Consider the following 26527-nt stretch of genomic DNA (forward strand, 5'->3'; position numbering starts at 1 on the left):
AGGACGCAACAGCTGGCTGCCTTTTTGCTGAAAGAACAGGTATACGTATCGAATCTGAAAAAGGGGCGCCCAAGCCTTTGTTGTTGGAGTGACATTTTCGATATGAACACACTCGAAAGCGGCCTCGAAAAATCACTCGTTACTAAATTGCAGGACCTCAAATACGAATATCGCCCCGATATCCGCGATCGCTCCATGCTGGAGAAAAACTTCCGTGAGAAATTCGAAACGCTTAACCGCGTACGCCTGACCGAGGGCGAGTTCACCCGCCTCCTTGATGAAATCGTCACTCCTGACGTATTCACTGCGTCCCGCACGCTGCGGGAGCGCAACAGCTTCACCCGCGATGACGGCACGCCGCTCAACTACACCCTCGTCAACATCAAGGACTGGTGCAAGAACACCTTCGAGGTGGTCAATCAGTTGCGCATCAATACGGATAACAGCCATCATCGCTACGACGTCATAATTCTCATCAACGGCGTCCCCGCTGTTCAGATCGAGCTTAAAGCACTCGGCATCAGCCCCCGCCGTGCGATGGAGCAGATTGTCGAATACAAGAACGATCCAGGCAATGGCTACTCCAGGTCGCTTCTATGCTTCCTTCAGCTTTTCATCGTTAGCAATCGCGACCGCACCTTCTATTTCGCGAATAACAACGCCCGGCACTTCGCTTTCAATGCCGAAGAGCGCTTTCTGCCTGTTTATGAATTCGCGGACGTCGACAACAAAAAGATCACCCACATTGGTAGCTTCGCGGAGACCTTCCTCGTCAAATGCACCCTCGGGCAAACCATCAGCCGTTACATGGTGCTCGTAACCAGCGAGCAGAAGCTGCTGATGATGCGGCCCTATCAAATCTATGCGGTGAAGGCGATTGTGGACTGCATCGCCCAGAACTGCGGCAACGGCTATATCTGGCACACCACCGGTAGCGGCAAGACACTCACGTCTTTCAAGACCTCAACCCTTCTCAAGGACAATCCTGATATTGAGAAATGCCTCTTCGTCGTGGACCGCAAAGACCTCGACCGTCAGACCCGGGAAGAGTTCAACAGGTTCCAGGAAGGCTGCGTAGAGGAAAACACCAATACTGCCTCCCTCGTGCGCCGCCTCCTGTCGGACGACTACGCCGACAAGGTGATCGTGTGCACGATCCAGAAGCTTGGCCTGGCGCTGGACGAAAACAGCAAGCGAAACAAGCAGCAGAAGAAGGACGGCCGGCAGACATTCAAGGAGCAATTGGAGCCACTTCGCGACAAACGCATCGTCTTCATCTTCGACGAATGCCATCGCTCCCAGTTTGGCGAAAACCACAAAGCTATCAAGGAGTTCTTTCCCAGGGCCCAACTCTTTGGTTTTACTGGCACGCCCATTTTCGAGGAGAACGCCAGCCGAGTGAAGATTGAGGATGAAGAAGCCTCGTTCCAGACAACCAGCGAACTCTTCCAGAAGCAGCTTCACGCATACACGATCACACATGCCATCGAGGACGCAAATGTCCTGCGATTTCATATCGATTTCTTCAAGCCAGAAGGCAAGAAGTTGCCCAAGCCGGGCGAGCCGCTAGCGAAGAAGGCGGTCATCGAGGCCATTCTTTCCAAGCACGACGCCGCGACGGGCGGGCGTAGGTTCAATGCTTTGCTAGCCACCGCGTCCATTAATGACGCCATCGAATACCATCGACTATTCGCCGAACTGCAATCCGAGAAACAAAAAACTGCCCCCGACTTCCAGCCCTTGAACATCGCTTGTGTCTTCTCACCGCCCGCCGAGGGCGATCCCGATGTGAAGCAGATTCAGGAAGACCTGCCGCAGGAAAAAGAGGACAACGCTGTCGAGCCCGAGAAGAAGAAGGAAGCCCTCAAGGCCATCCTTGCAGAATACAACACGCGCTACGGCTCTAACCACAGTATTGGCGAGTTCGACCTCTATTATCAGGATGTGCAAAAACGCATCAAAGACCAGCAGTGGCCCAATGCCGACCAACCACATGCACAGAAAATCGACATCACGATCGTGGTAGACATGCTGCTCACTGGCTTCGATTCCAAATATTTGAACACGCTGTACGTCGACAAGAAGCTCAAGCACCACGGTTTGATCCAGGCGTTTTCTCGCACCAATCGCGTGCTCAACGCCACGAAACCGTACGGCAACATTCTCGACTTCCGTCAGCAGCAAGACGCCGTCGATGCCGCTATCGCACTTTTTTCTGGCGAGTCAGCCGGGGAAAAGGCCCGTGAAATCTGGCTTGTCGACAAGGCCCCCGTCGTTATCCGGAAACTGGAAGTCGCGGTGCAGAATCTGGATGCCTTTATGAAATCCCAGGGCCTCGACTGCGCCCCGGACGCGGTGCCCAACCTCAAGGGCGACGCCGCCCGCGCTGTGTTCATTGAACGCTTCAAAGAAGTCCAGCGCCTCAAGACCCAGCTTGACCAATACACCGACATCACGGACGAAAACGCCGCCGCCATCGAGCAGATTCTGCCGAAGCAAAATCTGCTTGGGTTCCGGGGTGCCTATCTGGAAACCGCCCAGCGGCTTAAAGCCCAACAGGACAAGGTGACGGACAGACCCAGTCCGGAAGTGGACGAGCTCGATTTCGAGTTCGTCCTCTTTGCTTCTGCCGTCATCGATTACGACTACATCATGGGCCTCATCGCTCGCTTCTCTCAAGCGACGCCGGGCAAGCAAAAGATGAGCCGCGAGCAACTCGTTGGCCTCATCCAGTCCGATGCCAAGTTCATGAACGAAAGCGAGGATATCGCCGCGTACATTGCCACTTTGAAAGCCGGCGAGGGGCTAAGCGAAAAAACCATCCGCGAGGGCTACACGCGATTCAAGGCGGAGATGGAAGTTAAGGAACTTGCCGATATCGCGGACAAACATGGCCTAACTACCCGCGCCCTTCAGGCTTTTGTGAACGGCATCCTGCACCGTTTAATCTTTGATGGAGAGCAACTTACCGACTTGATGGAACCGCTCGGTCTGAATTGGAAGGCCCGCCGCGTGAAGGAACTTGATCTTATGGGTGAGCTGATGCCTCTACTGATCAAACGCGCTGCAGGGCGCGACATCTCCGGATTGAATGCATATGAGCAGTAAGGCTAAAACCGCAACGATGAAGAACGATGACAAATTCTTATTGGAACCCGCGAGGCGCTTTCCTGGGTTCAGCGCTCCTTGGATGCTTGAGCCGCTTTCGAAGGTTCTGAAAGAACAGAGAATCAAAAATTCCGCTGGCCGTGACGTGTTCTCAGTCTCGATGGAAAGTGGTGTCGTCAACCAGGTCGAACTCTTGGGTCGGAGTTATGCGGCAGCAGACGCCTCGCGCTACACCATCGGACAGCGTTTCGATGTTGTTTACACAAAAAGCCCATTGAAGGCTTTCCCGTTTGGCATCGTAAAGCAATGCAAGTTCGATGGGGAGGTTGCGCTGTCCCCGCTATATGGTGTTTTCACGCCGACTAATCCTCACCTGGGCTTGATGATCGAGGCCTATTTCGAATCCCCCGACCGTTCAAAAGCCCTTCTTTCTCCGTTATGTCAGAAAGGCGCGAAGAATACGCTTCAGATCGCGAACACTACCTTCTTATCTGGTCGTCTGCCAATTCCGACGCAAACCGAGGAACAGAAAAAGATCGCCGACTGCCTGACCTCAGTCGATGAGCTGATAGCTGCCCAAGCCAAGAAAGTGGAAACGCTGACGACGTACAAGAAAGGGCTGATGCAGCAGCTTTTTCCATGCGAAGGCGAAATCCAGCCCCGCCGGCGCTTTCCCGAGTTCCAAAGCGCAGGGGTGTGGAAGGAAGAGAAGCTCGAAAGTCTAGCTAAAAGAGGTTCTGGCCACACGCCAAACAAGACGATGGATGAGTACTACAATGGGGGCATAAAATGGGTGTCGCTTGCTGACTCAAAGCGCCTGGACAAGGGATTGATCTCAAAAACTGCGATTGAGATTTCCGAACTAGGAATCAAAAACTCGTCGGCTGTTCTTCACCCCGCTGGTTCCGTGATCCTTAGCCGCGATGCAGGTGTGGGAAAAAGCGCGATCTTGACTGAGCCAATGGCTGTAAGCCAGCACTTCATTGTCTGGCGCTGTGATAAGCGCCACATAACTAACTGGTTTTTGTACTATATTCTGCAGATCAAAAAGCCAGTGTTCGAGAGGGTGGCATCCGGCAACACCATAAAGACAATCGGGCTCCCATTCTTTCAAGAAATGCGTATCTCCATTCCTTCGGTGGCGGAACAGCAGCGCATCGCCGAGTGCCTCACTTCCCTCGATGATCTCATCGCCCAGCAAACCCAGAAATACGCCGCCCTCAAGGTCCATAAAAATGGGCTGATGCAACAGCTTTTCCCGTCTTCGGAGGAGGTTGAAGCATGACTGGCATCCGCACTTACAATAGCCTACGCGATCTGGTGGCACGGCTGCGCGATGACTTGAATAACGCGCAGCTCGTGCTCCTCTATGCCTACAACCGCACCGGCAAGACGCGTCTCTCGATGGAGTTCAAGGACGTCGGGAAGCGCCAGAACAACGGGAATGCGGACACCCTCTACTTCAACGCGTTTACTGAAGACCTTTTCATATGGGAGAATGACCTCGATGGAGACAGTGTTCGCCATCTTCAGTTAAACAAGAATTCAAGATTTTTCACAGCGCTGACCGAACTGGCGCTGGATGAAACAATTGCTGGATATCTCGACCGCTATACAGATTTTGACTTCGACATCGACTATACTGCTTGGAAAGTGTCTTTTCGCAAGGGTGAAGAAGAAAATATAAAGATTTCCCGAGGTGAACAAAATATCTTCATCTGGTGTCTTTTCATGGCTGTCTGCGAGCGAATGCTTGATGGTCACATTTCCTATCAGTCAAACAAATATCTTTACATAGACGATCCTATCTCATCGCTCGACGATAATAATGCTATTTCGGTTGCCTGTGATCTTGCCAAGCTTCTGCGCCGCGCCGCTAGTCGCAAAGATAGCGACGGTGTTCCGGCCCCCATAAAGGTCATCTTCTCATCTCATCACGTTCTATTTTTCAATGTCATTTGCAACGAGGTTGGCAGGCGCGTGGATGACGAGCCAAAAGTTATCCACAAGCGCTATTTTTTGCATCGTCCGAACAACGACGGTGTCTACACGCTTAGGGCCACCGAGGATACGCCACTTTACCATCACGTCGCGACCCTCTCCGAGTTGCAACGGGCCGCCGATCCGAGCACCGGCACACTTTACACGTTTCACTTCAATGCTCTGCGCAGCATTATGGAAAAGACAGCATCCTTTTTCGGGCATACCGGAATGGCCTTCTGCCTGAAAGCTCTGGACAACGAGGATGACCGAGCACTCTTCAACCGGGCACTCCAACTGCTAAGTCACGGTGCGTATGCTATCCACGAGCCCACTGAAATGGGTGAAGACAATAAGGAACTTTTTCGCCGAATTTTGATGGAGTTCATAGAGAAATTTGAATTCGCCTTGCCTGCATTGGTTCCGGCACTTGCACCTAACCTATCTCCAGCCCACGAAGAGCACCCAGCCCATGAATGATCAAGCTCAGAAGAAACTCGGTGCAACCCTCTGGAGCATTGCCGATCAGTTACGTGGGGCAATGAACGCGGACGACTTCCGCGACTACATGCTTTCCTTCCTCTTCCTCCGATATCTTTCGGACAACTACGAGACCGCCGCGAAGAAAGAACTGGGTAAGGATTACCCAATCCTCGCCGCAGACGACCGCCGCGTGCCGCTAGCCCTGTGGTACGCGAACAACCCTGAGGACGTCCTTGAGTTTGAGAAACAAATGCGCCGCAAAGTGCATTATGTCATCCAGCCGCCCCACCTGTGGAACAGCATCGCCAACATGGCCCGTACCCAGAATGGCGAACTGCTCAACACGCTGCAGGCGGGTTTCAAGTACATCGAAACTGAGTCATTTCAGAGTACTTTCAACGGCCTATTCTCCGAGATCAATCTCGGCTCAGACAAACTCGGTCGCAAGTATGAGGACCGCAATGCCAAGCTCTGCGCCATCATTTCAGAAATCGCCAAAGGTTTGGCGGTTTTCTCTTCCGAAATTGATGCCCTCGGTGATGCCTATGAGTACCTGATCGGCCAGTTTGCGGCCGGCTCCGGCAAGAAGGCGGGCGAATTCTATACCCCGCAGCAGATTTCCGATATCCTGTCCGCTATCGTAACCCTCGACAGCCAAGAACCATCCACTGGCAAAAAGGATCGCCTGGCCAGTGTGCTCGATTTCGCCTCCGGGTCCGGCTCGCTGTTGCTTAATGTGCGCAATCGTATGGGGCCACACGGCATCGGCAAGATTTTTGGCCAAGAAAGCAACATCACGACTTACAACCTTGCCCGGATGAACATGCTGCTGCATGGGGTGAAGGATACGGAGTTTGAAATCTACCACGGCGATACGCTAACCAACGACTGGGACATGCTGCGCGAGCAGAACCCCGCCAAGAAACCCGCGTTCGATGCCATCGTCGCCAATCCGCCCTTTAGTTTCCGATGGGAACCGACCGAGGCGATGGGCGACGACGTGCGGTTCAAGAACTACGGACTGGCACCGAAATCCGCCGCCGATTTCGCTTTCCTACTGCACGGTTTTCATTTCTTGAAGGACGACGGCGTGATGGCAATCATCTTGCCGCACGGTGTGCTTTTCCGAGGTGGTGTTGAAGAGCGCATCCGCACCAAGCTTCTCAGAGACGGTCATATCGATACCGTCATAGGCCTTCCCGCCAATTTGTTCTACTCCACAGGTATCCCGGTCTGCATTCTCGTGCTCAAAAAGTGCAAAAAGCCGGACGACGTACTTTTCATCAACGCCGCCCAGCACTTCGTAAAAGTCAAACGCCAAAACGGCCTCACAAACGAGCACATCGCAAAGATAATCGACACCTATCAATTCCGCAGGGAAGAAGATCGATACTCGAAGCGCGTTGGCATGGATCGTATCGCCGATGAAGGCTACAACCTCAATATCTCCCGATACATCAGCACAGCCGAACAGGAGACCGCGATCGATCTATCTGCCACACACAGGGAGTTGGTCGAGATCGAGAAGCAGGTCCGCGAGGCAACAGCGAAACACAATGTCTTTCTCAGGGAACTCGGGCTGCCCCTTTTGCCAATAGTCGATGAACAGCGTGGGGACTGAACACTAAATGGCATGACGCGCGACTTGACCAGGATAATCGGGTTCAGACGTATCGATGCCCAACGGGTCGGCATCCGAACCAGGATGCCGACGAAGGACCTCGCTAACTTCCGCGGCGCTCATCGAACGTGCCGTCAGCAGGGTATCGGCGATATTACCGAGTGCTTTGTTCCGGAGGTCCAAAATTTCCTTCGCGCGGTTGAACTGCCGAGCGAGGATTTCAGATACCGCGGCACGGACCCTGTTATCGGTTGTACGCAGCCTACCCAGTTCGTGGTCGAGAACGACGTCGATCGCCAATGTGCTTCCCATTCCGAAACTCGCTTCAACTTTCGTCGCGAGAGCTGTTGCCACCCCCAGATCAGAGTTCGGATCGCTGGCACCAGATTCGGTAAACTCGCCGAATATCAGGGTTTCAGCCGCGAGGCCGCCGAGATACATTGTAATGAGATTAAGGTAGAACGACTTCGTTTTCATTGGGAAGGCTTGCCTTGTGAACAACGCCCCGCCCAAGGTATTCACGCCCTCGGCCAAGATTTTATCCGCAACGCTGATCCCCTTCAGTTCCATTCCCAACTCGAGACCAACAATGGCGTGTCCCGCTTCGTGAAACGCCGCTACCCGTATGAGTTCGACCGGAAGGTCGATTTGCGGCTTTGCCGCTTCTAGGACTTGTTCAAATCCAAATGAAGCTCCAGAGCGGCGGGCTATTCGTCTCCCATCTCTCACCAGTTGCTTCAACCCTGCACCTGCCATGCCGGCAGTGGAACGGGCAAATTGATCTTCGTAATCTTCGGGGACGGCAAACCCAGCATGGAACTGGAATATCTGCTTGCGCGTCTTCGAGTCAGGCAGCGGTATTTCGAAATGCCGATCAAGCCGTCCTGGTCGTAGAATAGCAGGGTCGATATCCCCCGGATGATTGGTCGCTCCCACGACGACAACACCAGTACGACGCTCAAAACCATCAAGGAGCTCGAGCAGTCCGTTTATTACTTGCCGTTTGTAGTCCGCATTTTGACTGTCGTTGACCGCTCGGCTTCCCATCGCATCGAGTTCATCGATGAACAGCAATGCTGTTCCTTTCGACTGCGCTTCCCGGAAACTTTCACGCATCGCTTTGAGAAGGTCATTGAGATACCCGGCCGCCTGCCACTGTGCGGCCGACGCGGCGACAATCGGCAAGGCACACGTCCGCGCCAATGCCTCGGCGAATAGTGTCTTGCCTGTCCCGGGAGCGCCTGAAATCAGAGCACCAGTGTCCACGTCGTCCCATGGAATAAGACCTGCTTTGAAATCCGCAAGATCGCGCGCGAGCTCAAGACCCCAATCTTTGGCGAGACCGAGACCACTCAAGTCCTCGAGTGTCGGCCCCGTTGCGACGGCCGCCACCTTTTGCACTGATGCGCGGTAGGCAGTTTCGCGAAGACGGCGCAGGCCTGCCAATACCGAGCGATCCGGCGGAAAGGCGTAGACAAGCCGCGTCCAGGACTCGGATGCTATCATCTGTTCTTCGGGTGTAGTCAGGATGTGGCCATACCGCTTGAAAGTTGCCGCAATTTGGTTCGGAGTCGGCTGTGGGATTGTCACCACCACATCCGCGAACAGTCTGAGCTCTTCGTCCACGTCGCCCAGGCTTGTACATAACAGAATACCTCGACCGTCTTCGGCAGCGCGACGGTAGACATCCAGTTCGGATGGTTTGTCGCTCTTCCGCTGCTTTATGGCTCGAACAAACGGGTCCGAATATCCGCGACGATTGAGGAATTGGCGCAGGAACAGGCGGCCGGCATGAACGTAGCTGTCGATCGAATCAGGTGTTGTGGTCGCGAGGACCGCAAGCGACGACGTCTTCGCCGCAACATGATGCCGGAGCGCTGCGGCGATCCCGCAATACGCGAGGTAGATAGGGATCGTGACATCTGATTGATCGGATGTGTTGTCGGGCTTCCAAAGCGAACGCCCGCGCGTTCTTGTAGGTTTGTTATTGGGCGAGTTTGTCAAGGTCGATCACCAGGTCCGGAATAAATGTCTCACGCGACTCCTCTTCTGGATAGCCGAGGGGATTACAGATCACCCGCGTCTTGCCAAGGAAGTAGTCGCTGGCTGAATGAATGTGACCGTGCACCCAAAGACGCGGCTCGTATTCGAGGATACGATACTCGAACCGCGACGCGAATGAGGGTGTCAGGCCGTCCTTCAGAAATTTCCGAGGCACTGACATAAGACTTGGCGCGTGATGGCTAATGATGACCGTAGGAAGGTCGCATTGAGAGCGGTACGCGTTGTCGATATCGATGGCCGCTCGGAGATGAAGGTGAAGGCTCTCCTGCGGCGAAAAACGCTTAAACGGGGTCTTTGATAGCTTGATGCGGCGGTAGTCGTTCAATTCGTCCTTAGCGATGGCCATTGCCAACCTGGGATCGTCGTGCAGATCGAAATTCGTCCAGAGCGTTGCCCCGATGAAACGGTAGCCGTCGAGGATGATCGAGTCCCCATCCAGAAGAAACAGGTTATCATAGGCTTCTGCCAGCTTATAGCCGGCCGCGAGCCCTTCTCTGAAGGCACTCCTGTAATATTCGTGATTACCGGGCACGAACACGACCGGCATGTGGGGGGCAACATTTTCGCCCAGCCACATGATACTCGCAATCACACCGCCATCGAGAATGTCGCCGGCACAGAGACAAACTTCCGCCTCTGGAACAGTGGTGAGTTGGAAGCCCTCGTCCACTTCGAGGTGTAGGTCAGAGAATATCCAGGCTCTCATCGCTGCACCGGAAAGCGATGTTCCCAATAGCTGGGATCGACCTGGTTTCCAAGTTCATACCAGCGGGAGAACGAACGTGCGATTCGTTTGTCGGGATCAAGGTAATATAACTCGCTAGAGTAAAGAGGTTCGCCGTCCGAAATCCTTGGATGCGAAGTGGGGATGCCAATAAGGCAAGGAACTGCTCGCCTAGCCACCATCCAATGGTCAATTCGCGTTATCGGTCCGCTCGCGGAGATTGAGGCAACCTCAAGCTCATCGGCCAGCTGTCTTAATCGGTGAACCAGTTTCAACCTGGTCATACCAAACCAGGCGATCGATGATGTATCACTCACGGCAAACTCCGTTATTTTGACGGTGCTCCGGGGCAGAGCGCTCCCGCATTTGTCGAAACTTCTTTGATCGAATCGGCGCTGACAGCCTCCTCTTGAGGACGGATGCCATACCAAAAAGACGTCAAATATGCTTCTACAATGAGTCTATGAAGAATTAAAAGACTTCATAATGAGGAAATTTGACATTGCGTTCTGAAACCGGCCTTAGGTTTCTATGAGAACGCTTCTGTCCGCCGATGCACTTAGAGCAGCCCGTACGCTTGCTGGACTTAGCCAGCGAGAAGCGGCCAACGGCGCGTTGATGACTCAAAAAGCCCTTTGGCTCGCAGAGGGCGAAAACCCACTCGGCATTTCCACCAATGCAAAGCTCAAGATGTTCTATGAAAATTTGGGCATAGAGTTTCTAGGAACAGTCGATCTTGCGACCGGGCAAACGGCAGGCCTTGGGGTGCGGTGGCGTTCTCCGTCACAGCTGCCGACTCTATCTCCGATGCCATCCGAGTTTCACACAGAACGGACAGGTGTCGCATTTGGCCCAGCGAGGGCGATTCTCAACAAAAACCAGTCCGAAATAGCTGACCTTTCCGGGGTTCCGCAACGAAAGATCGGTCTCATGGAGACAGGTGGATCGGTCGATCAAGCCTCCTCGCTCCGTCTAAGGTCGTATTACGAGCGGGAGGGCATCGCGTTCCTCGGATGGGGCGACGTTACGTCAGGCTTGTTCTACGGCGTGGGCATTAAGTGGGCAGCGACGCCGCTGTCCAGCCCAGATCGGGCTGAACCGTGAAGTTATTCGATCCTTCGATTGCTCGTGCCGCTAGGGCCTATACAGGGCTCGGACAAATTGAGCTTGCTCGTGCGGCCAAGGTTGCATCGAGAACGGTCTATCGGCTCGAGCAAGACGGGCATGTAACACAGGCATCACTAGACAAAATCCTGAATGCGCTGAACGCACGAGGAGTCAAGATGGTCTCTGATGATTTTGGACGGGTGTACGGAATGACGTTTAGCATGCCTTCAAATTCACAGAAGTGACTTGCTCAAAATCAGGCTGCCTGCACGTCTTTGGAAGCTACGGCTTCGCAGGGGTATTGGGAAATGATATCTGCAGGAGGCAGAAGTGGCCTAACATTTGTCGGGTCTCAGCCTCGGCTTCGGCTTGATTCAAGCGTGAGGCCTGTAGTCCGCTCGCGGGCCGTCGAAAAATGTCCATCTCCATTCGGCGCTCCTGTCAGGCGAGCATAGCTAGAGCGACAAATTGCGCGCGGATCACGATTCCTGATTAGCACGTCTATCAGTCCGTCAAAGATATGCTCCTAGAAAGTAGTCGGCATGTGTGTCTTGGCGCCGGAGCGGCCGATGGAAAACACGTCCCGTGTTCGGATATTGTAGACGTTTCAGTCGCCGCGCGACGAGCATCTTGCGCAGTTTCTTGGCAGAAAATGGCTTGCTCAAGATGGGTCGACGAGGTGGCAATTCTAAAAGATTCGGTTTTGGCATGCATTTTCGTGCATTCGTTTCGCATATTTTTTCAACCGTCAATTTATTCAGCCGGCTATTGACCTACACATTGGGGGTCGATCCGCTGGGCAATTGATGCAGTCACAGTGCATTTTTCTGCGAAATTCAAAACCTAAAGTCTTTCGCCAAAGACCCCAATACGCCTGCGCGATGTCGAGGTTGCCCACGCTCTGGAGTCTTCAATTACGATCTCCAAATAAACAACGTTTTCATAGGCTTGTTGACTCCTGCTAAAGTTTTTGTTTCATTATGCAGTAGTGAAGGGAGCTGTGATTTCGCAACACACAAAACAGGAGCGATATCGCCGCTGCCGGCATACTGGGTCAAGAAACCGGGGTAGTGTGTATGACCATTGAGCGTGAGAATGGTAATTCGCAGGAGCCTGAAAATCTCTCACGAGTATTTTCGCCAAGCGCAGAACGCGTTCGCAGATCACGACCCCCATCGCAAGACAAACACCACGATGAAATATCGCGGCTTAACGTTCGGTGTGGTGGGTTGCCTGAGGAGGCAGGTGAGAGCGTCAACTCACCAAAAATGACGAAGATAGACAAAATATGCCGACCGAACGCATCGAAATGGCAGGTTTCCAACTCGGTTGTCCTGCCGCGTCGGGTAACGGATCGCGAAGTTAATGCCCTTTCAGCGATTTTGAAAACGAAAACAACACGTAGATTCTAGAGGAGTGATGACGATGGCAAAATCCCGCGGTGGATCACATTCGACAACCGCCCCTGGTAAGAAGTCAAAATCTGGAAGGGCTTCAAATAAGAAACCACCGGCTGATAATGCGCGTTTCACCGATCCGAGAAATCCTCTGCAGGTTCTATTTGACGATGTACTAAGCCGGAAAACTAAAAGAGAGGGGACTCTGGAACGCAGAAAGCGGCAAGCTGCCCTGACCAACGTGTCGATGAGCGTCCCTGAAGTTGTTCCCATTCGTGCTGCGTTATATGTGCGGGTTTCCAGTGACAGAAGTGTTCGAAGCGACCTCTCCATGCCCGATCAGGAAATCCAGCTTCGGAGATATTCCGATCACCAGGGATGGGAAGTCGTTGCTGTGTACTACGAACCGGGAAAGTCGGCGAAATCAACTGCTCGCAAGGAATTCAAGAGCATGATCAAGGATGCTTCCTGCGAAGGTGAGCCGCCATTTGATAAAATACTGATACACAGCACGTCCAGGTTTGCTAGGTCCACGAGAGACTACATGGTTTTTGAGGCACTCTTACATCAGAAGAATGTGGAGATACTATCAATTACACAAACATTTTCAAAAGATGCGGGCGGTATGGTTGCTATGCGCCTGACTAATCTAATGGATGAGTTTCACTCGTTGAGATCGTCAGTCGATTCGACCCGAGCGCGACGGCATATGATAGACAAAGGATTTTGGCCGGGCGGTCTTCCACCGTATGGTTATAGGTGTGTCACCAGTCCAGACAACCCGCAACGTTCCATCCTCGCAGTTGATCTGGAAGAACGCATCTTAGTCGAGAAGGTCTATGGTCTAGCTGTCTACGGAGACGGAAAAGGTCCGCCGATGGGGATAAAGGCTATAGTGCGTTCACTCAATGGGCAGGGCTATAGGACGAGGCTTGGATCAAGGTGGAGTATTCAGGGCATCCATCGGATTCTCACTAACTCGATATATTACGGTGAATACTATTGGGGAGTGAGCCAAGTCGAACACCAGTTCCAGGAGAAACAGGAGGCGCGGTTACTCAAAGTACCCCCCATTATATCCCGAACGGAATTTGACAAAGTGCAGGAAATGCTCGAGCGACGAAATCCGCAGATGGGTGGAGCGAAACTTACTAGCAGCCCACTTTTACTGGCCGGAATTGCCAGATGTGCCTGTGGCGCGTCCATGACCTTAGGGACCGGAACTGGAAAGCTCGGCAAGGTGTATCGCTATTACAGATGCAGTAGCGACAACAGAGGCACCAACCTTGTCGCGTCGAATTCTACAAAGGAAAATGTTTGCAGCCGGCCCCGAGTTGCCGAAGACGTCCTCGATGCGGTTGTACTTGAGCAAGTCCGAGATCAGGTCCTGTCCCCGGACCGGCTGCTTGAGCTTCTGGTCAAATTGCGTGACAGGGATGAGTTGGCAAGGCAGCATGAAAGCGGCTTAGTACCAGAGCTGCGGGCACGGATCACTAAGGCAGAGGCGGAGCTTAGTGGATTGTTCGCGATCGCCAAGCAGGTTCCGTCCATCAGTGATCAGCTACCGTATCAGAAAGACGTTACAGCCGTATCAATACAGCTCAGAGCCGCCAACCAAATGCTTTCCGACTTGCTGCGCAGAAGTTCGGACCAATCGAGCGATATAACACCCGAGAACATCGATTTTTTCCGCCGCGATATGATGGAAGTGCTTTTTGGCGAAAACAGAGCGATCGCGAAAATATACCTGGGTACGATTGTAGCTGTTGTGGTCGTGGGGAAAAATCACATCGACATTCAGGGGCACATAACTGACCTTGTCGCGGGTATCGATCATGCTAGTCGGAGCCAGCTTGAACCATCCGCTTCAGGGGTTCGTACATATGAACGCAGATGGCGGAGAGGAAGGGATTCGAACCCTCGATACGCTTTTGACGTATACTCCCTTAGCAGGGGAGCGCCTTCGACCACTCGGCCACCTCTCCGGTGCGGTCTGATTAAGTGGGAGTGCTCGGCTTTGCAAGAGATTTTGCACGCGCGTCGCAATTTCCCCGCCAATGCCGCGAAAACCAGGAGATCGAGGCGACCGGAGACCTGCTCAGCCAAGCAGCTGCTTCAGATCCGCGGCAGGATCTGCGAGAATCAGGCGATCCGGCTGCAGGTCGCTTTCCAGCAGCTTCTTGCCGGTGACATAGGCCTTGGCATCGTTGATCGCATCCACGGCGATGAACCGCCCCTGGCGAAAGTACCAGACGGAGAGGCTGCCCTCGCGGCTGCCGGGCCGGGTGACGGTTTCGTCGTAGCCGAGATTGAAGCCGGCGATCTGCAGCTTCACATCATACTGATCCGACCAGAACCACGGTTTCGGCCGATAGGCATCTGCACCGCCGGCAATGGCGGACGCGGCAGCCTCCGCCTGGTCGACCGCATTCTGCACCGATTCGAGCCGGACGCGGCCATCTTCCCATGGCAGTTCGGCACAATCGCCGACGGCAAAGATCTGCGGGTCGGAGGTTCGCGAGAATGCATCGACCGCGATGCCGTTGCCGACATCAAGGCCGGCAAGCTGGGCGAGCTCAGCGTTGGCGCTGACGCCGATCCCGACGATGACGAAATCGACCTTGATGGTCGTCTCGTCCGCCAGTTCTGCCGCAACGACATGACCCTCGTGGCCGAGCAACCGCCGGAGGCCCGTCGATTCGCGGATCGATACGCCGTGCCGCTGGTGGATGTCGCGCATCGCGTCGGCCGTTTCTTTGGCCGCGACACGCTTCAGGATACGGTCTGCCATCTCGATGACGGTCACCTCCAGCCCCTTGTGCCGGGCGACGGCTGCCGCTTCAAGCCCGATGTAACCGCCGCCGATGATCAGCACGCGCCGCCCGGGGCGCATTTCCTCGGCCAGCCGGTCGGCATCGCGCTTGTCGCGCATCACGTAAACGCCGGAGAGATCGCCGCCGAGCGCTGCCGGCAGGGTGCGAGGCGTAGCACCCGTCGCCAGCACCAGGACGCCGTAGTCGAGCGTTGAGCCGTCCTGCATGCGCAGCCGCCGGGCGTCGCGGTCGATCTGCTCGACGAAGGCCGAGAGGCGCAGTTCCACATCGTTCTGCGCATACCAGTCGAGCGGCCGCAGCAGCAGCCGCGCAAATTCCATCTCACCCAGCAGATATTTCTTCGACAGTGGCGGGCGCTGATAGGGAGCAACGTCCTCCGCGCTGAGGATGGTGATCGGCCGCGGATCCTTCAGCGCCCGCAGCTTGGCTGCCAGCGAGAAGCCGGCCTGACCGCCGCCGATGATGACCACTCGATCCGCCACGTCGTCACTCCTCCTGCCCGTCTGCAAATACTGCGGCAGCAGGCGTAGCGCCGCCAAGCCAAGCCGTCAACGCACGCCTGGATCTCGTGTCGGCGGCACGACATGAATCCAGCCGATCGGTCGCATTTGAAAGATCCGCTTCAACGTAAAGCAGCGAAACGCATGTAGGCTCACGGCAGATAGAGGCGTGGGAGGGTTGGATGCCCTTGGATATCGGTAGAAACACACAGAGCGGCCCGGCGGCCGAAGACGGTTTCGAGACGTTCCAGATCGATCGCCCCGGACGGATCATCTTCGTCGAGCATCACCTCAGCACCAAGAGCCATTGCCGCTGCGTGGTGCGCAGGATCTCGCGTTCGGGAGCCGAACTCGACGTCAGTCCCAGCATCGTCATTCCGAAAAACTTCTTCCTGGAGATCCTCGGCGTCAAGGGAGAGATCGGCTGCACGCTATCCCGGCGCCAGGAGGAGAAGCTGAAGATCAGCTTCAACATGCTGATCGACCCGGATTTTCTCCATCATGTGCTGCGCATGTGCTTCCAGACCCGCCACTGACCACGACGGCGAAGACCGTCACCGCAGTTTTGGATCGGAAGCGCCACCGAGCGCAAAACCGGGGCGATCCGGGCGCGGCTTGATCTTGCGCGGCGACGAATCCCTCCTATTGTGTGGCGCTTCACACAGACCGGATCCATCAGCATGTCGTCTTTCGCGCATTTCACTCCCCTCGCCGCAAGCCTTCCCGCAAGCGTTCCCTTCGTCGGCCCGGAAGCCATCGAGCGCAGTCGCGGGCTCACGGTGAAGGCCCGCATCGGCGCCAATGAGAGCGGTTTCGGTCCGGCTCCCTCGGTGCTGGAGGCGATCGGCAGCGCCGCGGCCGAGACCTGGAAATATGCGGATCCGGAACATTTTGCCCTCAAGCAGGCGCTTGCCGCGCATCTCGGTTGCCGGCCGGAGAACTTCGCTATCGGCGAAGGCATCGATTCGCTGCTCGGGCAGATCGTGCGGCTGGTCATCGAGCCCGGCGCACCGGTCGTCAGCTCGTTCGGGGCCTACCCGACCTTCAACTTCCACGTCGCCGGCCACGGCGGTCGGCTGGTGACGACGCCCTATGTCGACGATCGCGAGGACATGGAGGGACTTCTGGCGCTGGTGAAGCGGGAAAACGCGCCGCTCGTCTATTTCGCCAACCCCGACAACCCGATGGGAAGCTGGTGGGACTCCGAGCGCGTCGTGGAGTTTGCCCAGAGCGTGCCGGAGACCTGCCTGCTGATCCTCGACGAAGCCTATTGCGAAACAGCCCCGGACGGCGCGACGCCTGCCGCGACAGCGCTCATCGACCGGCCGAACGTGATCCGCACACGGACCTTCTCCAAGGCCTATGGCCTGGCCGGTGCGCGCGTCGGCTACGCGATCAGCACGCCCGGCAACGTCCAGGCCTTCGACAAGATCCGCAACCACTTCGGCATGTCGCGCATCAGCGTTGCCGCGGCACTGGCGGCACTCAAGGATCAGGATTACCTTCGGACGGTGGTTACCTCGATCGTGCAGGCGCGCGAGAGGATCGCCGGCATCGCCCGCGAAAATGGCCTGCATCCCCTGCCCTCGGCGACGAATTTCGTCACGATCGATTGCGGCCGCGATGGCACCTATGCGCGCGCCATCGTCGACGGGCTGATGGAGCACGGCGTGTTCATCCGGATGCCCGGCGTCGCGCCGCTCAATCGCTGCATCCGGATCAGCACCGGTCCCGAGCCGGACATGGCACTGCTGGCCGAGGCACTGCAGCAGGTGCTGCGCACGCTCGGCTAATCGAAAACGAGCAAAGACCGCGCCGGCCTTGTTTCTGCCGGTCGCGGTACATCATCCGGCGACGATGGCACGAAGCCCGTCGCTTCTCTCGTTCCGGCACCGTCATGGTCCCGGCAATCTCTATCAGTGCATGGTCATCCATTCACGGGCGGCGCGAAGAGCTTCCGCCAGCTGCATCTTGGTCATCGAATGGGAGAGGTCGGCGCGCAGTTCGGCGGCGCGGTCCGATCCCTTGATCGCGGCGATGTTCAGCCATTTGTGGGCGGCGATGAGATCGACAGGGCAGCCCCGGCCGGTCGCATACATCAGGCCCATGTCGCAGAAGGTTTCGGCGCGGGCTTCGCCACCGAAAGTGGCCATGTCGGAATTGTACATTTCAAAGCGTGCCATCGGTAAAGATCCCTGTTCGAGCCTGTCGTTTGTAGTCCCTGTTTGATGCCCTCGCGGGCGCTCTCCGGATCACCGTCTTCTGCGGCTTTTCGATCCTTCAAGCCGGCAGGTTGTCCTGCTCGTTTGATGAACCCACTATGCCTGCCGGACTTCAAAATTCGCCTAAAATGCATGATTAATTCGACGCAAACAAAGTCCAAACGCTTGGTAAACTTGAGTTTTCGTTAAACATCAGAGCGCCTGCGGGGCAGCCGTTTCGGCGATTTGAGAAGCTTCCGCTAACCATGCCGGTTTTACCGTTCGTTCACCCTGCCAGCAGCGGCCTCACTCCGATCTCACGCGTAGGGTGACCTCCGAGACGCCGCGAACGACCGTCAGGTCCCGCTTTACGTTTACGTGTGCGTAAGATATTTGGGCAATGGCGCGATGGGCAGACGGGAGGAGCCGTACGTCCGGCGCACAACGGGATGATCAGTGGGAGGAAATATGATGATCCGCGAGACGACCTTGATCCTGGCAGTGCTTGCAAGCGGTGCAGTCCAGGCTTTTGCCGCAGAGCCCATCGAGGGCAGCTGGAAGACAGCCAGCGGCGAGACCGCCGCCATTTCCAAATGCGGTTCCGCCTATTGCGTGACGTTGAAGACGGGCAAGCATGCCGGCAAGCAGATCGGCATGATGTCCGGCACGGGCAGCGATTACAAAGGCGAGATCACCGATCCGGAGGCCAACAAGACCTACAACGGATCCGGCTCGGTCAGCGGCAATGCACTGAAGATGAAGGGCTGCGTGATGTCGGTGTTCTGCAAGACGCAGACCTGGTCGCGGCTTTAGTCGGGTTGGCGGGTCATCAACCCGCCTTCTCCCGATCTCTCTCGGCCCACCCGTCCATCCGAGCCCACTTGTTGAACGGTTGATGAACCGCCGGATCAGCGATCATTCAGTTCCCATCTCTATTGTCATACCTAAGGATAAGGGAGAGGGATCATGCACCGGATCGTCAGGCGATTGACCATCATTACACTGACAATGGCGATCTTCGCCTTCGGCTTCGCATCCTTGGTTCAAGGGGTTCAGGAGATGCGCGGCACGGCGCGGCTTGAAGCCGGGGCGACGCCGACCTGCCAGCCGCTCGGTGGCATGCATTGCCGTAGCATCCTCTAGCAGAGACGCCAGACGCGCGGCTGTCTTCGCGCAGCCACATCGAGGCTGATTTGCGGGCTCGCCTGTGATTTGCTTGTTAGGAAGAGCGCATTATAATGCGCCATGAGCAAAAGAATCTTCGCATCTGCCTCCCCCAACTGCATCAGCCCCGAGCCGTACGAACCGCAGGTTTTCGACGACGCGGCCCAGGCGGTCGATGCGCTTACCGCGCTCTACGAGCGCAACACCGCCTTCCTGATCGACGGGTTTTCGCGCCTTGCCGACGGCGCTCCGGTTGGCGGACGTCTGCGCGCCTGCTATCCGCAGGTCAGCATCGAGACGACCAGTTTCGGGCATATCGACTCGCGCCTGTCCTACGGCCACGTGGCATCGCCCGGCCTCTACACGACGACGGTCACGCGCCCGAAACTGTTCCGCCACTACCTGATCGAGCAGTTGGGCCTCCTGGTCCGCCACCATCACGTGCCGATCACCGTATCTGAATCAGAGACGCCGATCCCGCTGCACTTCGCCTTCGGTGAAGGCGCGCATGTGGAGGCCTCGGCCTCGGCGGCGCTCACCGACATGCCGTTGCGCGACCTGTTCGACACGCCCGACCTCAACATCACCGACGATCTGATCGCCAATGGCGAATATGATCAGGTGGCAGGCGAACCGGCGCCGCTCGCGCCGTTCACGGCACAGCGCATCGACTATTCGCTGGCCCGCCTCAGCCACTACACGGCCACCAGCGCCGATCATTTCCAGAACTTCGTGCTGTTCACCAACTACCAGTTCTACATCGACGAATTCGCCACCTGGGCGCGCGAGCTCATGGCGGAAGGCGGCGGTGGCTATACGGAATTCGTCGAGCCTGGCAACATCATCACCCCCGCCGGCAGCCGCAGCAACGAGATGCCGGTCCGCCTGCCGCAGATGCCGGCCTACCATCTGAAGAAGAAGGGCCACTCCGGCATCACGCTCGTCAACATCGGTGTCGGCCCGTCGAACGCCAAGACGATCACCGACCACATCGCCGTCCTGCGCCCGCATGCCTGGCTGATGGTCGGCCACTGCGCCGGGCTGCGCAACAGCCAGCGGCTGGGCGACTACGTGCTGGCGCATGCCTACATGCGCGAGGATCACGTGCTCGACGACGACCTGCCGGTCTGGGTGCCGATCCCGGCGCTTGCCGAGGTGCAGCAGGCACTGGAGGATGCTGTCGAGGAGATCACCGGCCTCGAAGGTTTCGAGCTGAAGCGCATCATGCGCACCGGCACCGTGGCGACAATCGACAACCGCAACTGGGAACTGCGCGACATGCGCGGACCGGTCAAACGACTGTCGCAGGCGCGGGCGATCGCCCTCGACATGGAATCGGCGACCATTGCCGCCAACGGCTTCCGCTTCCGCGTTCCCTACGGCACCCTGCTCTGCGTGTCGGACAAGCCGCTGCACGGCGAGCTGAAGCTGCCGGGCATGGCGACAGACTTTTACCGGACGCAGGTGCGCCAGCACCTGAAGATCGGCATCCGCGCCGTTCAAAAGCTGGCCGCCATGCCGACCGAGACGCTGCATTCGCGCAAGCTGCGCAGCTTTTACGAGACAGCGTTTCAGTAGAATTGTGAACATACCCCTTTAGGTGTACGCTCAGCTCAAATTATACACACGAGGGTGCCATGCGTACCAATATCGATCTGGACGATAGCTTGATCGTAGAAGCGATGGAGCTCGGAGGTCTTCCGACGAAAAAGGCGGCGGTTGATCAGGCACTACGGGAATTCGTGCGTATCCGCCGGCAGTTGCGTGCTGTCGATAATCTGGAAGGGATTGGCTGGGAAGGTGACCTTGATGCGATGCGCGAGGGAACAGCCGAACAAATCGACTGGGGCTTGAAGGCTGGCCAATGATCGTCGCGGACAGCTCCGTCTGGATCTCGTTGTTCAGGAAGGATGATCTCGGCGTTTCAAAGCAGCTGCGCGCCTATATATCGCAGGGGACTGTTCTGGTCGGTGACATCATCATGCTGGAAGTGCTTCAGGGCGCGCGTGATTATCATCACGCCCGATGGATCGAGCAGAATTTCCGGGATTTCCCCACCGCCCGGATGCTATCTGCGGATCTCGCCATCAAAGCGGCCGCCAATTATCGGTTGCTCCGCGACCGTGGCATCACTGTCCGCAAGACCATAGACACCATCATCGGCACCTACTGCATCGAACATGGTCACCGCCTTCTTCAGCGCGACAAGGATTTCCTGCCAATGGCAGAACATCTCGGCCTGCGGCTGGCGTGACTGCCCTCAGGCCTTCGACCTTGCCACCAGCATCGACAGCAAAGTTCCGATCACGGACGTCACGATGATCAGCAGATGGGCGTTGACGGCGGCCTTGCCGAGCGCCTCGACTGCGCCTTCCGTGTGCGCGGCGCCGAACCCCAGCGCGCCGGCGGTGATGCCGGCCGGATAGGTGCCGACGCCCCCCGGCGCGTGCACGGGCAGGATGGACGACAGTTCGCCGCCCAGCGCACCGCCGAACGACGGTGCCAGATCGAGGTTGCCGAGAAGCATCAGCACCCAGGCCAGAACGGCGATCTTGACGAACCAGTTGACCAGCGTCACGCCCCAGGCGCGGCAGAAGGCCAGTGCATCGGCGGGCAGACCGCCCTCAATCTCCGCGACGAGCCGTTGCAGCCTTGCCGGCAGCAGGCGATGCAGCAGCGCAAGCAGCGGGCGACGTGCCGTGAAGGCAATCGCCGGGAGGATGGAAAAGGCGGTCCACGCCAGCCAGGCCGCCGGACGTCCGTGTTCCAGCGCCAGACCGATACCGGCCGCCGCCATGAGCGCATGCAGGTCGAGCAGCCGCATCACGAACAGCGCCGCACCTGCGCGGGTGAAGGAGACGCCGAACTCCTGCTTCATCAGCAGCGGAAAGGAGACCTCGCCGCTGCGGAACGGCAGCATGACGTTGAGCAGGTTATGCACCTGCACCAGCCGCAGAAGCCGCGCAAATCGCCCACCCGTCTCCAACGGAAAATAGTCGTGGATCCGCCAGGTGCGCAGCACGTAGGTCGACAGCAGCAGCGCCACCGCCGAGACGAGCGCGGCCAGACCAACCTCCCGCCACAGGGCGATGATCTGTCCCCATCCCCAGAACCATTGGATGAAGACGATGTAGCCGAGCACCGCAGCACCCGTCAGGAGGCTGGTTGCGTTTCGAATAATCCACGGCTTCCGGCTGGCAAGCATGTCGTTCTTCATATAACACGGCGCTCTGATGGCGCGGTTTCCGGGAAACTGCGGCGGCCCGGGAACTATCGGCTCTGCCGGCGGATCAACGGGCACTGAGGTTTAGGAGAAAGATCTGGTGCGGACAACGGCCGAGTCGACGGAAATTGCGGCGAGCGGTACGCCGGCGGTGGAACTCTCCCTCGTCGTGCCGATCTTCAACGAGGAAGAAAGCGTCGCTCCGCTGATCGCCCGCATCGTCGAGGCGATGACCGGCTACGCGGCACCATGGGAACTGATTCTCGTCGACGACGGCAGCACCGATGCAACGCTTGCCGTTGCGCGAGAGGCACTCGGCCGCCCCGGGCTTGACCTGCACGTGGTCGCCCTGCAGCGCAATTTCGGGCAGACCGCCGCGATGCAGGCCGGGATCACCCAGGCCCGCGGTCGGCTGATCGCGACACTGGACGGCGATCTGCAGAACGATCCGAAGGACATTCCGGCTATGGTTTCCGAGCTGGAGCGTCGCGAGCTGGATCTATTGGTCGGCTGGCGCCAGAACCGTCGCGACGGCCTGCTGCTGCGCAAGGTGCCGTCGTTCATCGCCAACCGGCTGATCGGCCGCATCACCGGCGTCCGGCTTCATGATTACGGCTGCAGCCTGAAGGTCTACCGCGCCACGGTGATCAAGCAGGTAAAGCTGATGGGCGAAATGCACCGATTCATTCCGGCCTGGGTCGCCGGCGTCGTGCCGAGCTCGCGGATCGGCGAGATGCCCGTTACCCACCACGCCCGCCAGCACGGCGTTTCCAAATACGGCATCTCGCGCACTTTCAGGGTAATCCTCGATCTGCTGTCGGTGATGTTCTTCATGCGCTTTCGCGCGCGGCCGGGGCATTTCTTCGGCTCGCTCGGACTTGGCCTCGGCGCCCTGTCTGCGGTCATCCTCGCCTATCTGTCGGTCGAGAAGTTCATCCTCGGCAACGACATCGGCACACGGCCGTTGTTCATCATCGGGGTCATGCTGTTTTTGTCTGCCGTCCAGTTGATCACCACCGGAATTCTGGCAGAAATGATCGCCCGCACCTATTCCCGGGACGATAGTTCCGTCAGCTATATCGTGAGAGACGTCTACAGCGGTGAGCAACCGAATTCATAATCTCCTCGTCCGACGTCCGGAAATCGTTTTCTGGCTGATCCTCGGCTATTTCGTCCTGTCGGTCCTGCTGCGGGCGCTGCGGTCCGACAGCCTGCAGAACGACGAGGCCGAACAGGCCTTCCAGGCGCAGTTCCTGCTTCTCGGCTACGGTCGCCAACCGCCCTTCTACAACTGGCTGCAGATCGGCATGGCGGAGGTGTTCGGCCTGTCGATCTTCACCATTTCGCTGTTGAAGAACCTGCTGCTCTTGCTGTGCTGCCTGTTCTACTGGCTGGCGGCAAGGATGCTGATGGACGACCGGCGCCTGCCGCTCGTCGCCATGCTCGGCGTGCTCGCCATCCCGTCGGTGACGATCCTGGCTCAGCGCGACCTGACGCATGCGACAGCCACTCTGTGTCTGGTATCGGTGTTTCTGTGCATCTTCATCCGGACGCTGAAGCAGCCAAGCCTCGGCAGCTACATCATGCTTGGCGTGACGGTGGGCATCGGTGCCATCACCAAGTACAACTTCGTCATCGTGCCGCTTGCCGCAGCACTTGCCGTGCTGCCGGAGCCGCAGTTCCGGAAGCGGTTGCTGGACGTGCGTGTCCTGGCCGCCCTCTGCGCCGCGGCCGTCGTCGCGCTGCCGCACCTGATCTGGGCAGTCATGCACCTTGAGGCGGCGACAACCGGCACGGTCGAGGCCATGCGCGAGGGTTCCTCCGGCGATCCGTTGAAGGACACGATTCGCGGCCTGATCTCTATCCTGCTGTCGACCCTCGAGGGCAGTCTGCCGGTCATCATCCTGTTCGGGCTGGTGTTCTGGCGCGATGTCGGCGCCGCCTGGCGGGCGGAAAATGCCTGGACGCGGGTCATCGGCCGGATGATCGTGGTCTGCATCGTGCTGGTCGCCGTCATCGGCATCGGCTTCGGGGCATCGAGCATCCGCCAGAAGTGGCTGTCGCCCTTCCTCTTGCTGCTGCCGCTCTATCTGTCGCTGAAGTTCGCCGCGGCGCGCACCGACAGCGGCGCCAGTGTTGCGCGGATGGCGCCGCCGCTGATGGGCATCGTCACCGGCTTCATCGTCTACCTGGCGCTCAGCAACATCATCGGCCCATTCCTCGGCAAATACGGCAAGGAACACATCCCCTACCGGCCGATGCTGGAGCAGGTGCTGGCGCAACGCGGCGAGCATCCGGCCTATATCATCACCGACGATCTGATGACGGCCGGCAACACGCGGCTGCACTACCCCACTGTGCCGGTGATGATGCCCGGTTTCGACCAGCCGATCCCGCTCGTATCTGCCGAGCGCCGTGGACCGGGCCTGCTGATCTGGCCGGCCGGCGGCGAAGCCGATGCGCTTCCGGCGCCGCTGGCCGATCTGGTAAGAGCGAACGGCGTCGCACCCGAGACGGTGCCGATTGCCTATCTGGACGTGCCGTACAACTTTTCCCGCCGCGGCGACGCCATGCGGTTCGGCTATGCGTGGCTGGAGCAGGCGCCACAGACGAGCCGCTGACAGGGGGCTCATTTGCGCAATGTCTCGCGTAGGTGATCGAGCCCCAGCCGCAGCGTGTCGACCATCTCGTCGACCTGCGAACGGGAAATGATCAGCGGCGGCGAGGCCAGCATGCGGTCACCGGTTGCCCGCATCACCAGGCCGTTCTCCAGGCAGTGGTTGCGCACCGCAGCTCCCGCATCATCAAGCTTTGCAAAGCGGCGGCGGGTTGCCTTGTCGGCTGCCAGCTGCACCCCGGCGATCAGTCCGACGGCATCCACCTGCCCGACAATCTCGTGGTCCTCCAGCGTCTTCAGCGCCGCGGCGAAATAGGGGCCGATCTCGTCACGGACCCGCTCCACCAGTCCTTCCTCCTCGATGATGCGCAGGTTTTCCAGCGCTGCTGCCGCGCAGACGGGATGACCGGAATAGGTGAAGCCGTGATTGAAATCGCCGACCTCCTCGATCATCACTTTCGCGACGCGGTCGCCGACGAGTACGCCGCCGATCGGCAGGTAGCCGGATGACAGACCCTTGGCGATCGGCGCCAGGTCCGGCTGGAAACCGAAATGCTGGTGGCCGAACCAGGTGCCGAGCCTGCCGAACCCGCAGATCACCTCGTCGGAGACCAGCAGGATGTCGCGCTCGCGGCAGATCCGGGCGATCTCCGGCCAGTAGCTGTCGGGCGGTACGATAACGCCGCCGGCGCCCTGGATCGGCTCGGCGACGAAGGCCGCAACATTCTCCTCGCCCAGCTCATCAATCATCGCTTCCAGTTCGCGCGCCCGTGCCAGCCCGAAATCGTGCGGCGTGAGATCGCCGCCCTCCGCATACCAGTAGGGCTGACCGATGTGTGAGATGCCGTCGATCGGCAGGCCGCCCTGTTCGTGCATGTGCCTCATGCCGCCGAGCGACGCTCCGGCGACCGTCGACCCATGGTAGCCGTTGCGGCGGCCGATGATGTGCGTCTTCGACGGCTGGCCGAGCGCCTTCCAGTAGACGCGCGCCATGCGAAACCAGGTGTCGGTCGCCTCGGATCCGGAATTGGTGAAGAAGACATGGTTCATCCGGCCGCCCGTATAGCCGGTGACCTTCTGCGCCAGGAGTGCCGTCGGCTGGGTCGTGGTGCCGAAGAAGGTGTTGTAATAGGCAAGCTCGTTCATCTGCCGCGATGCAGCCTCGGCGATCTCGCGACGGCCGTAGCCGATGTTGACGCACCATAGGCCGGCGAAGGCGTCGAGATACTTCTTTCCCTGCGCATCGAAGATATGCACGCCGTCTGCCCGGGCGATCACCCGGCTGCCATTGTCGTTCAACGCCTTCATGTCGGAGAACGGATGCAGATGGTGGGCTGCATCGATCGCTGCCAGATTAGAGAGGGGCGTCAGAGGGTTCACGGATCTTTCTCCCGAAGCGGCGGCCGTGGGGGACCGGTCGCGCGGCACATTGTAAGGCGGTTTGCGATGGGCTACGACCATGGCCCAGCGACAACAGGTTTGGCAAGATCCCGGTGGTTTGACC

The 26527-nt window shown here is 57.8% G+C and carries 20 protein-coding genes, 1 tRNA gene and 1 pseudogene; 14 read left to right on the forward strand and 8 right to left on the reverse strand.

From position 1 onward, the window contains the following. Positions 1-102 precede the first annotated feature (102 nt). Genes AAIH46_RS08475 through AAIH46_RS08490 form a run of 4 tightly spaced genes read left to right on the forward strand, consistent with a single transcriptional unit; the run spans position 103 to position 7192 of the window. A complete protein-coding gene (locus tag AAIH46_RS08475) occupies positions 103-3108 on the forward strand; it encodes a type I restriction endonuclease subunit R (RefSeq protein WP_430305416.1) in 3006 nt (1001 codons plus the stop codon). Continuing rightward, complete coding sequence (locus AAIH46_RS08480; protein ID WP_430305417.1) at positions 3098-4393, forward strand: restriction endonuclease subunit S; 1296 nt, start codon at positions 3098-3100, stop codon at positions 4391-4393. Before AAIH46_RS08475 ends, AAIH46_RS08480 begins: the two co-directional genes overlap by 11 nt. Further along, positions 4390-5568 carry an AAA family ATPase gene (locus tag AAIH46_RS08485; protein ID WP_430305418.1) on the forward strand — a complete coding sequence of 393 codons (1179 nt, stop codon included), beginning with the start codon at positions 4390-4392 and terminating at the stop codon, positions 5566-5568. Before AAIH46_RS08480 ends, AAIH46_RS08485 begins: the two co-directional genes overlap by 4 nt. After that, positions 5561-7192 (forward strand): type I restriction-modification system subunit M, encoded by a 1632-nt coding sequence (locus AAIH46_RS08490; protein WP_430305419.1) that lies wholly within the window; start codon positions 5561-5563, stop codon positions 7190-7192. Before AAIH46_RS08485 ends, AAIH46_RS08490 begins: the two co-directional genes overlap by 8 nt. Positions 7193-7195: 3 nt before the next feature. Here AAIH46_RS08490 and AAIH46_RS08495 read toward each other — a convergent pair whose 3' ends face one another. Beyond that, positions 7196-9196: an AAA family ATPase gene (locus AAIH46_RS08495; protein ID WP_430305420.1), complete on the reverse strand. Its 2001-nt coding sequence runs from the start codon at positions 9194-9196 to the stop codon at positions 7196-7198. Further along, positions 9177-9962 carry a metallophosphoesterase gene (locus AAIH46_RS08500; protein ID WP_430305421.1) on the reverse strand — a complete coding sequence of 262 codons (786 nt, stop codon included), beginning with the start codon at positions 9960-9962 and terminating at the stop codon, positions 9177-9179. Before AAIH46_RS08500 ends, AAIH46_RS08495 begins: the two co-directional genes overlap by 20 nt. Before the next feature lie 2769 nt (positions 9963-12731). Here AAIH46_RS08500 and AAIH46_RS08505 point away from each other — a divergent pair. After that, positions 12732-13850 (forward strand): annotated as a pseudogene (locus AAIH46_RS08505) (recombinase family protein); the annotation flags it as partial. Between the two features lie 225 nt (positions 13851-14075). Here the strand turns inward: AAIH46_RS08505 and AAIH46_RS08510 are convergent. From AAIH46_RS08510 to AAIH46_RS08520, 3 genes are all read right to left on the reverse strand, one after another. Beyond that, the gene (locus tag AAIH46_RS08510; protein ID WP_430305422.1) at positions 14076-14321 is read right to left on the reverse strand and encodes a hypothetical protein; all 246 of its coding nucleotides are present in this window, start codon (positions 14319-14321) and stop codon (positions 14076-14078) included. Positions 14322-14378: 57 nt separating this feature from the next. Continuing rightward, a tRNA-Ser gene (locus AAIH46_RS08515) sits at positions 14379-14469 on the reverse strand. 113 nt (positions 14470-14582) lie between these two features. Next, complete coding sequence (locus AAIH46_RS08520; RefSeq protein ID WP_430305423.1) at positions 14583-15800, reverse strand: NAD(P)/FAD-dependent oxidoreductase; 1218 nt, start codon at positions 15798-15800, stop codon at positions 14583-14585. A 200-nt stretch (positions 15801-16000) separates the two neighbouring features. Here AAIH46_RS08520 and AAIH46_RS08525 point away from each other — a divergent pair, with 200 nt between their 5' ends. Both AAIH46_RS08525 and AAIH46_RS08530 read left to right on the forward strand, forming a co-directional pair. After that, entirely contained in the window at positions 16001-16354 is a 354-nt protein-coding gene (locus tag AAIH46_RS08525) for a hypothetical protein (RefSeq protein WP_430305424.1), read from the forward strand. Between the two features lie 144 nt (positions 16355-16498). After that, positions 16499-17611 carry a pyridoxal phosphate-dependent aminotransferase gene (locus AAIH46_RS08530; RefSeq protein WP_430305425.1) on the forward strand — a complete coding sequence of 371 codons (1113 nt, stop codon included), beginning with the start codon at positions 16499-16501 and terminating at the stop codon, positions 17609-17611. 123 nt (positions 17612-17734) lie between these two features. Here AAIH46_RS08530 and AAIH46_RS08535 read toward each other — a convergent pair whose 3' ends face one another. Next, positions 17735-18001 carry an SEL1-like repeat protein gene (locus AAIH46_RS08535; protein WP_430305426.1) on the reverse strand — a complete coding sequence of 89 codons (267 nt, stop codon included), beginning with the start codon at positions 17999-18001 and terminating at the stop codon, positions 17735-17737. Positions 18002-18490: 489 nt separating this feature from the next. On the opposite strand from AAIH46_RS08535, the gene AAIH46_RS08540 reads away from it, so the two are divergent. The 5 genes from AAIH46_RS08540 (at position 18491) to vapC (ending at position 21437) form a co-directional block, all read left to right on the forward strand. Beyond that, the gene (locus tag AAIH46_RS08540; RefSeq protein ID WP_430306520.1) at positions 18491-18832 is read left to right on the forward strand and encodes a DUF2147 domain-containing protein; all 342 of its coding nucleotides are present in this window, start codon (positions 18491-18493) and stop codon (positions 18830-18832) included. Between the two features lie 153 nt (positions 18833-18985). Then, positions 18986-19162 carry a hypothetical protein gene (locus tag AAIH46_RS08545; protein ID WP_430305428.1) on the forward strand — a complete coding sequence of 59 codons (177 nt, stop codon included), beginning with the start codon at positions 18986-18988 and terminating at the stop codon, positions 19160-19162. Between the two features lie 102 nt (positions 19163-19264). Continuing rightward, positions 19265-20761: an AMP nucleosidase gene (locus AAIH46_RS08550; protein WP_430305429.1), complete on the forward strand. Its 1497-nt coding sequence runs from the start codon at positions 19265-19267 to the stop codon at positions 20759-20761. 59 nt (positions 20762-20820) lie between these two features. Then, positions 20821-21051: a type II toxin-antitoxin system VapB family antitoxin gene (locus AAIH46_RS08555; RefSeq protein ID WP_430305430.1), complete on the forward strand. Its 231-nt coding sequence runs from the start codon at positions 20821-20823 to the stop codon at positions 21049-21051. Then, complete coding sequence (gene vapC, locus AAIH46_RS08560) at positions 21048-21437, forward strand: type II toxin-antitoxin system VapC family toxin (protein WP_430305431.1); 390 nt, start codon at positions 21048-21050, stop codon at positions 21435-21437. The genes AAIH46_RS08555 and vapC overlap by 4 nt, the downstream gene beginning before the upstream one ends. Before the next feature lie 6 nt (positions 21438-21443). On the opposite strand, the gene AAIH46_RS08565 is transcribed toward vapC, so the two are convergent. Then, the gene (locus AAIH46_RS08565; RefSeq protein WP_430305432.1) at positions 21444-22400 is read right to left on the reverse strand and encodes a lysylphosphatidylglycerol synthase transmembrane domain-containing protein; all 957 of its coding nucleotides are present in this window, start codon (positions 22398-22400) and stop codon (positions 21444-21446) included. A 106-nt stretch (positions 22401-22506) separates the two neighbouring features. Here AAIH46_RS08565 and AAIH46_RS08570 point away from each other — a divergent pair, with 106 nt between their 5' ends. After that, positions 22507-23526 (forward strand): glycosyltransferase family 2 protein, encoded by a 1020-nt coding sequence (locus tag AAIH46_RS08570; RefSeq protein ID WP_430305433.1) that lies wholly within the window; start codon positions 22507-22509, stop codon positions 23524-23526. After that, positions 23507-25027: a glycosyltransferase family 39 protein gene (locus tag AAIH46_RS08575; protein ID WP_430305434.1), complete on the forward strand. Its 1521-nt coding sequence runs from the start codon at positions 23507-23509 to the stop codon at positions 25025-25027. The genes AAIH46_RS08570 and AAIH46_RS08575 overlap by 20 nt, the downstream gene beginning before the upstream one ends. Before the next feature lie 8 nt (positions 25028-25035). Here the strand turns inward: AAIH46_RS08575 and AAIH46_RS08580 are convergent, their stop codons facing one another. After that, positions 25036-26484 (reverse strand): aspartate aminotransferase family protein, encoded by a 1449-nt coding sequence (locus AAIH46_RS08580; RefSeq protein ID WP_430305435.1) that lies wholly within the window; start codon positions 26482-26484, stop codon positions 25036-25038. Between the last annotated feature and the right edge of the window lie 43 nt (positions 26485-26527).

This window comes from Rhizobium sp. 0TCS1.26 (assembly GCF_050455525.1).
GTDB lineage: Bacteria > Pseudomonadota > Alphaproteobacteria > Rhizobiales > Rhizobiaceae > Neorhizobium.

Excerpts from the sequence above, each read along its gene's own strand:
- AAIH46_RS08475 (WP_430305416.1), top strand. The coding sequence starts at position 103 with ATGAACACACTCGAAAGCGGCCTCGAAAAATCACTCGTTACTAAATTG.
- AAIH46_RS08480 (WP_430305417.1), top strand. The coding sequence starts at position 3,098 with ATGAGCAGTAAGGCTAAAACCGCAACGATGAAGAACGATGACAAATTC.
- AAIH46_RS08485 (WP_430305418.1), top strand. The coding sequence starts at position 4,390 with ATGACTGGCATCCGCACTTACAATAGCCTACGCGATCTGGTGGCACGG.
- AAIH46_RS08490 (WP_430305419.1), top strand. The coding sequence starts at position 5,561 with ATGAATGATCAAGCTCAGAAGAAACTCGGTGCAACCCTCTGGAGCATT.
- AAIH46_RS08500 (WP_430305421.1), bottom strand. The coding sequence starts at position 9,962 with ATGAGAGCCTGGATATTCTCTGACCTACACCTCGAAGTGGACGAGGGC.
- AAIH46_RS08510 (WP_430305422.1), bottom strand. The coding sequence starts at position 14,321 with ATGATCGATACCCGCGACAAGGTCAGTTATGTGCCCCTGAATGTCGAT.
- AAIH46_RS08525 (WP_430305424.1), top strand. The coding sequence starts at position 16,001 with ATGCCCTTGGATATCGGTAGAAACACACAGAGCGGCCCGGCGGCCGAA.
- AAIH46_RS08530 (WP_430305425.1), top strand. The coding sequence starts at position 16,499 with ATGTCGTCTTTCGCGCATTTCACTCCCCTCGCCGCAAGCCTTCCCGCA.
- AAIH46_RS08535 (WP_430305426.1), bottom strand. The coding sequence starts at position 18,001 with ATGGCACGCTTTGAAATGTACAATTCCGACATGGCCACTTTCGGTGGC.
- AAIH46_RS08540 (WP_430306520.1), top strand. The coding sequence starts at position 18,491 with ATGATCCGCGAGACGACCTTGATCCTGGCAGTGCTTGCAAGCGGTGCA.
- AAIH46_RS08545 (WP_430305428.1), top strand. The coding sequence starts at position 18,986 with ATGCACCGGATCGTCAGGCGATTGACCATCATTACACTGACAATGGCG.
- AAIH46_RS08550 (WP_430305429.1), top strand. The coding sequence starts at position 19,265 with ATGAGCAAAAGAATCTTCGCATCTGCCTCCCCCAACTGCATCAGCCCC.
- AAIH46_RS08555 (WP_430305430.1), top strand. The coding sequence starts at position 20,821 with ATGCGTACCAATATCGATCTGGACGATAGCTTGATCGTAGAAGCGATG.
- vapC (WP_430305431.1), top strand. The coding sequence starts at position 21,048 with ATGATCGTCGCGGACAGCTCCGTCTGGATCTCGTTGTTCAGGAAGGAT.
- AAIH46_RS08565 (WP_430305432.1), bottom strand. The coding sequence starts at position 22,400 with ATGAAGAACGACATGCTTGCCAGCCGGAAGCCGTGGATTATTCGAAAC.
- AAIH46_RS08580 (WP_430305435.1), bottom strand. The coding sequence starts at position 26,484 with ATGGTCGTAGCCCATCGCAAACCGCCTTACAATGTGCCGCGCGACCGG.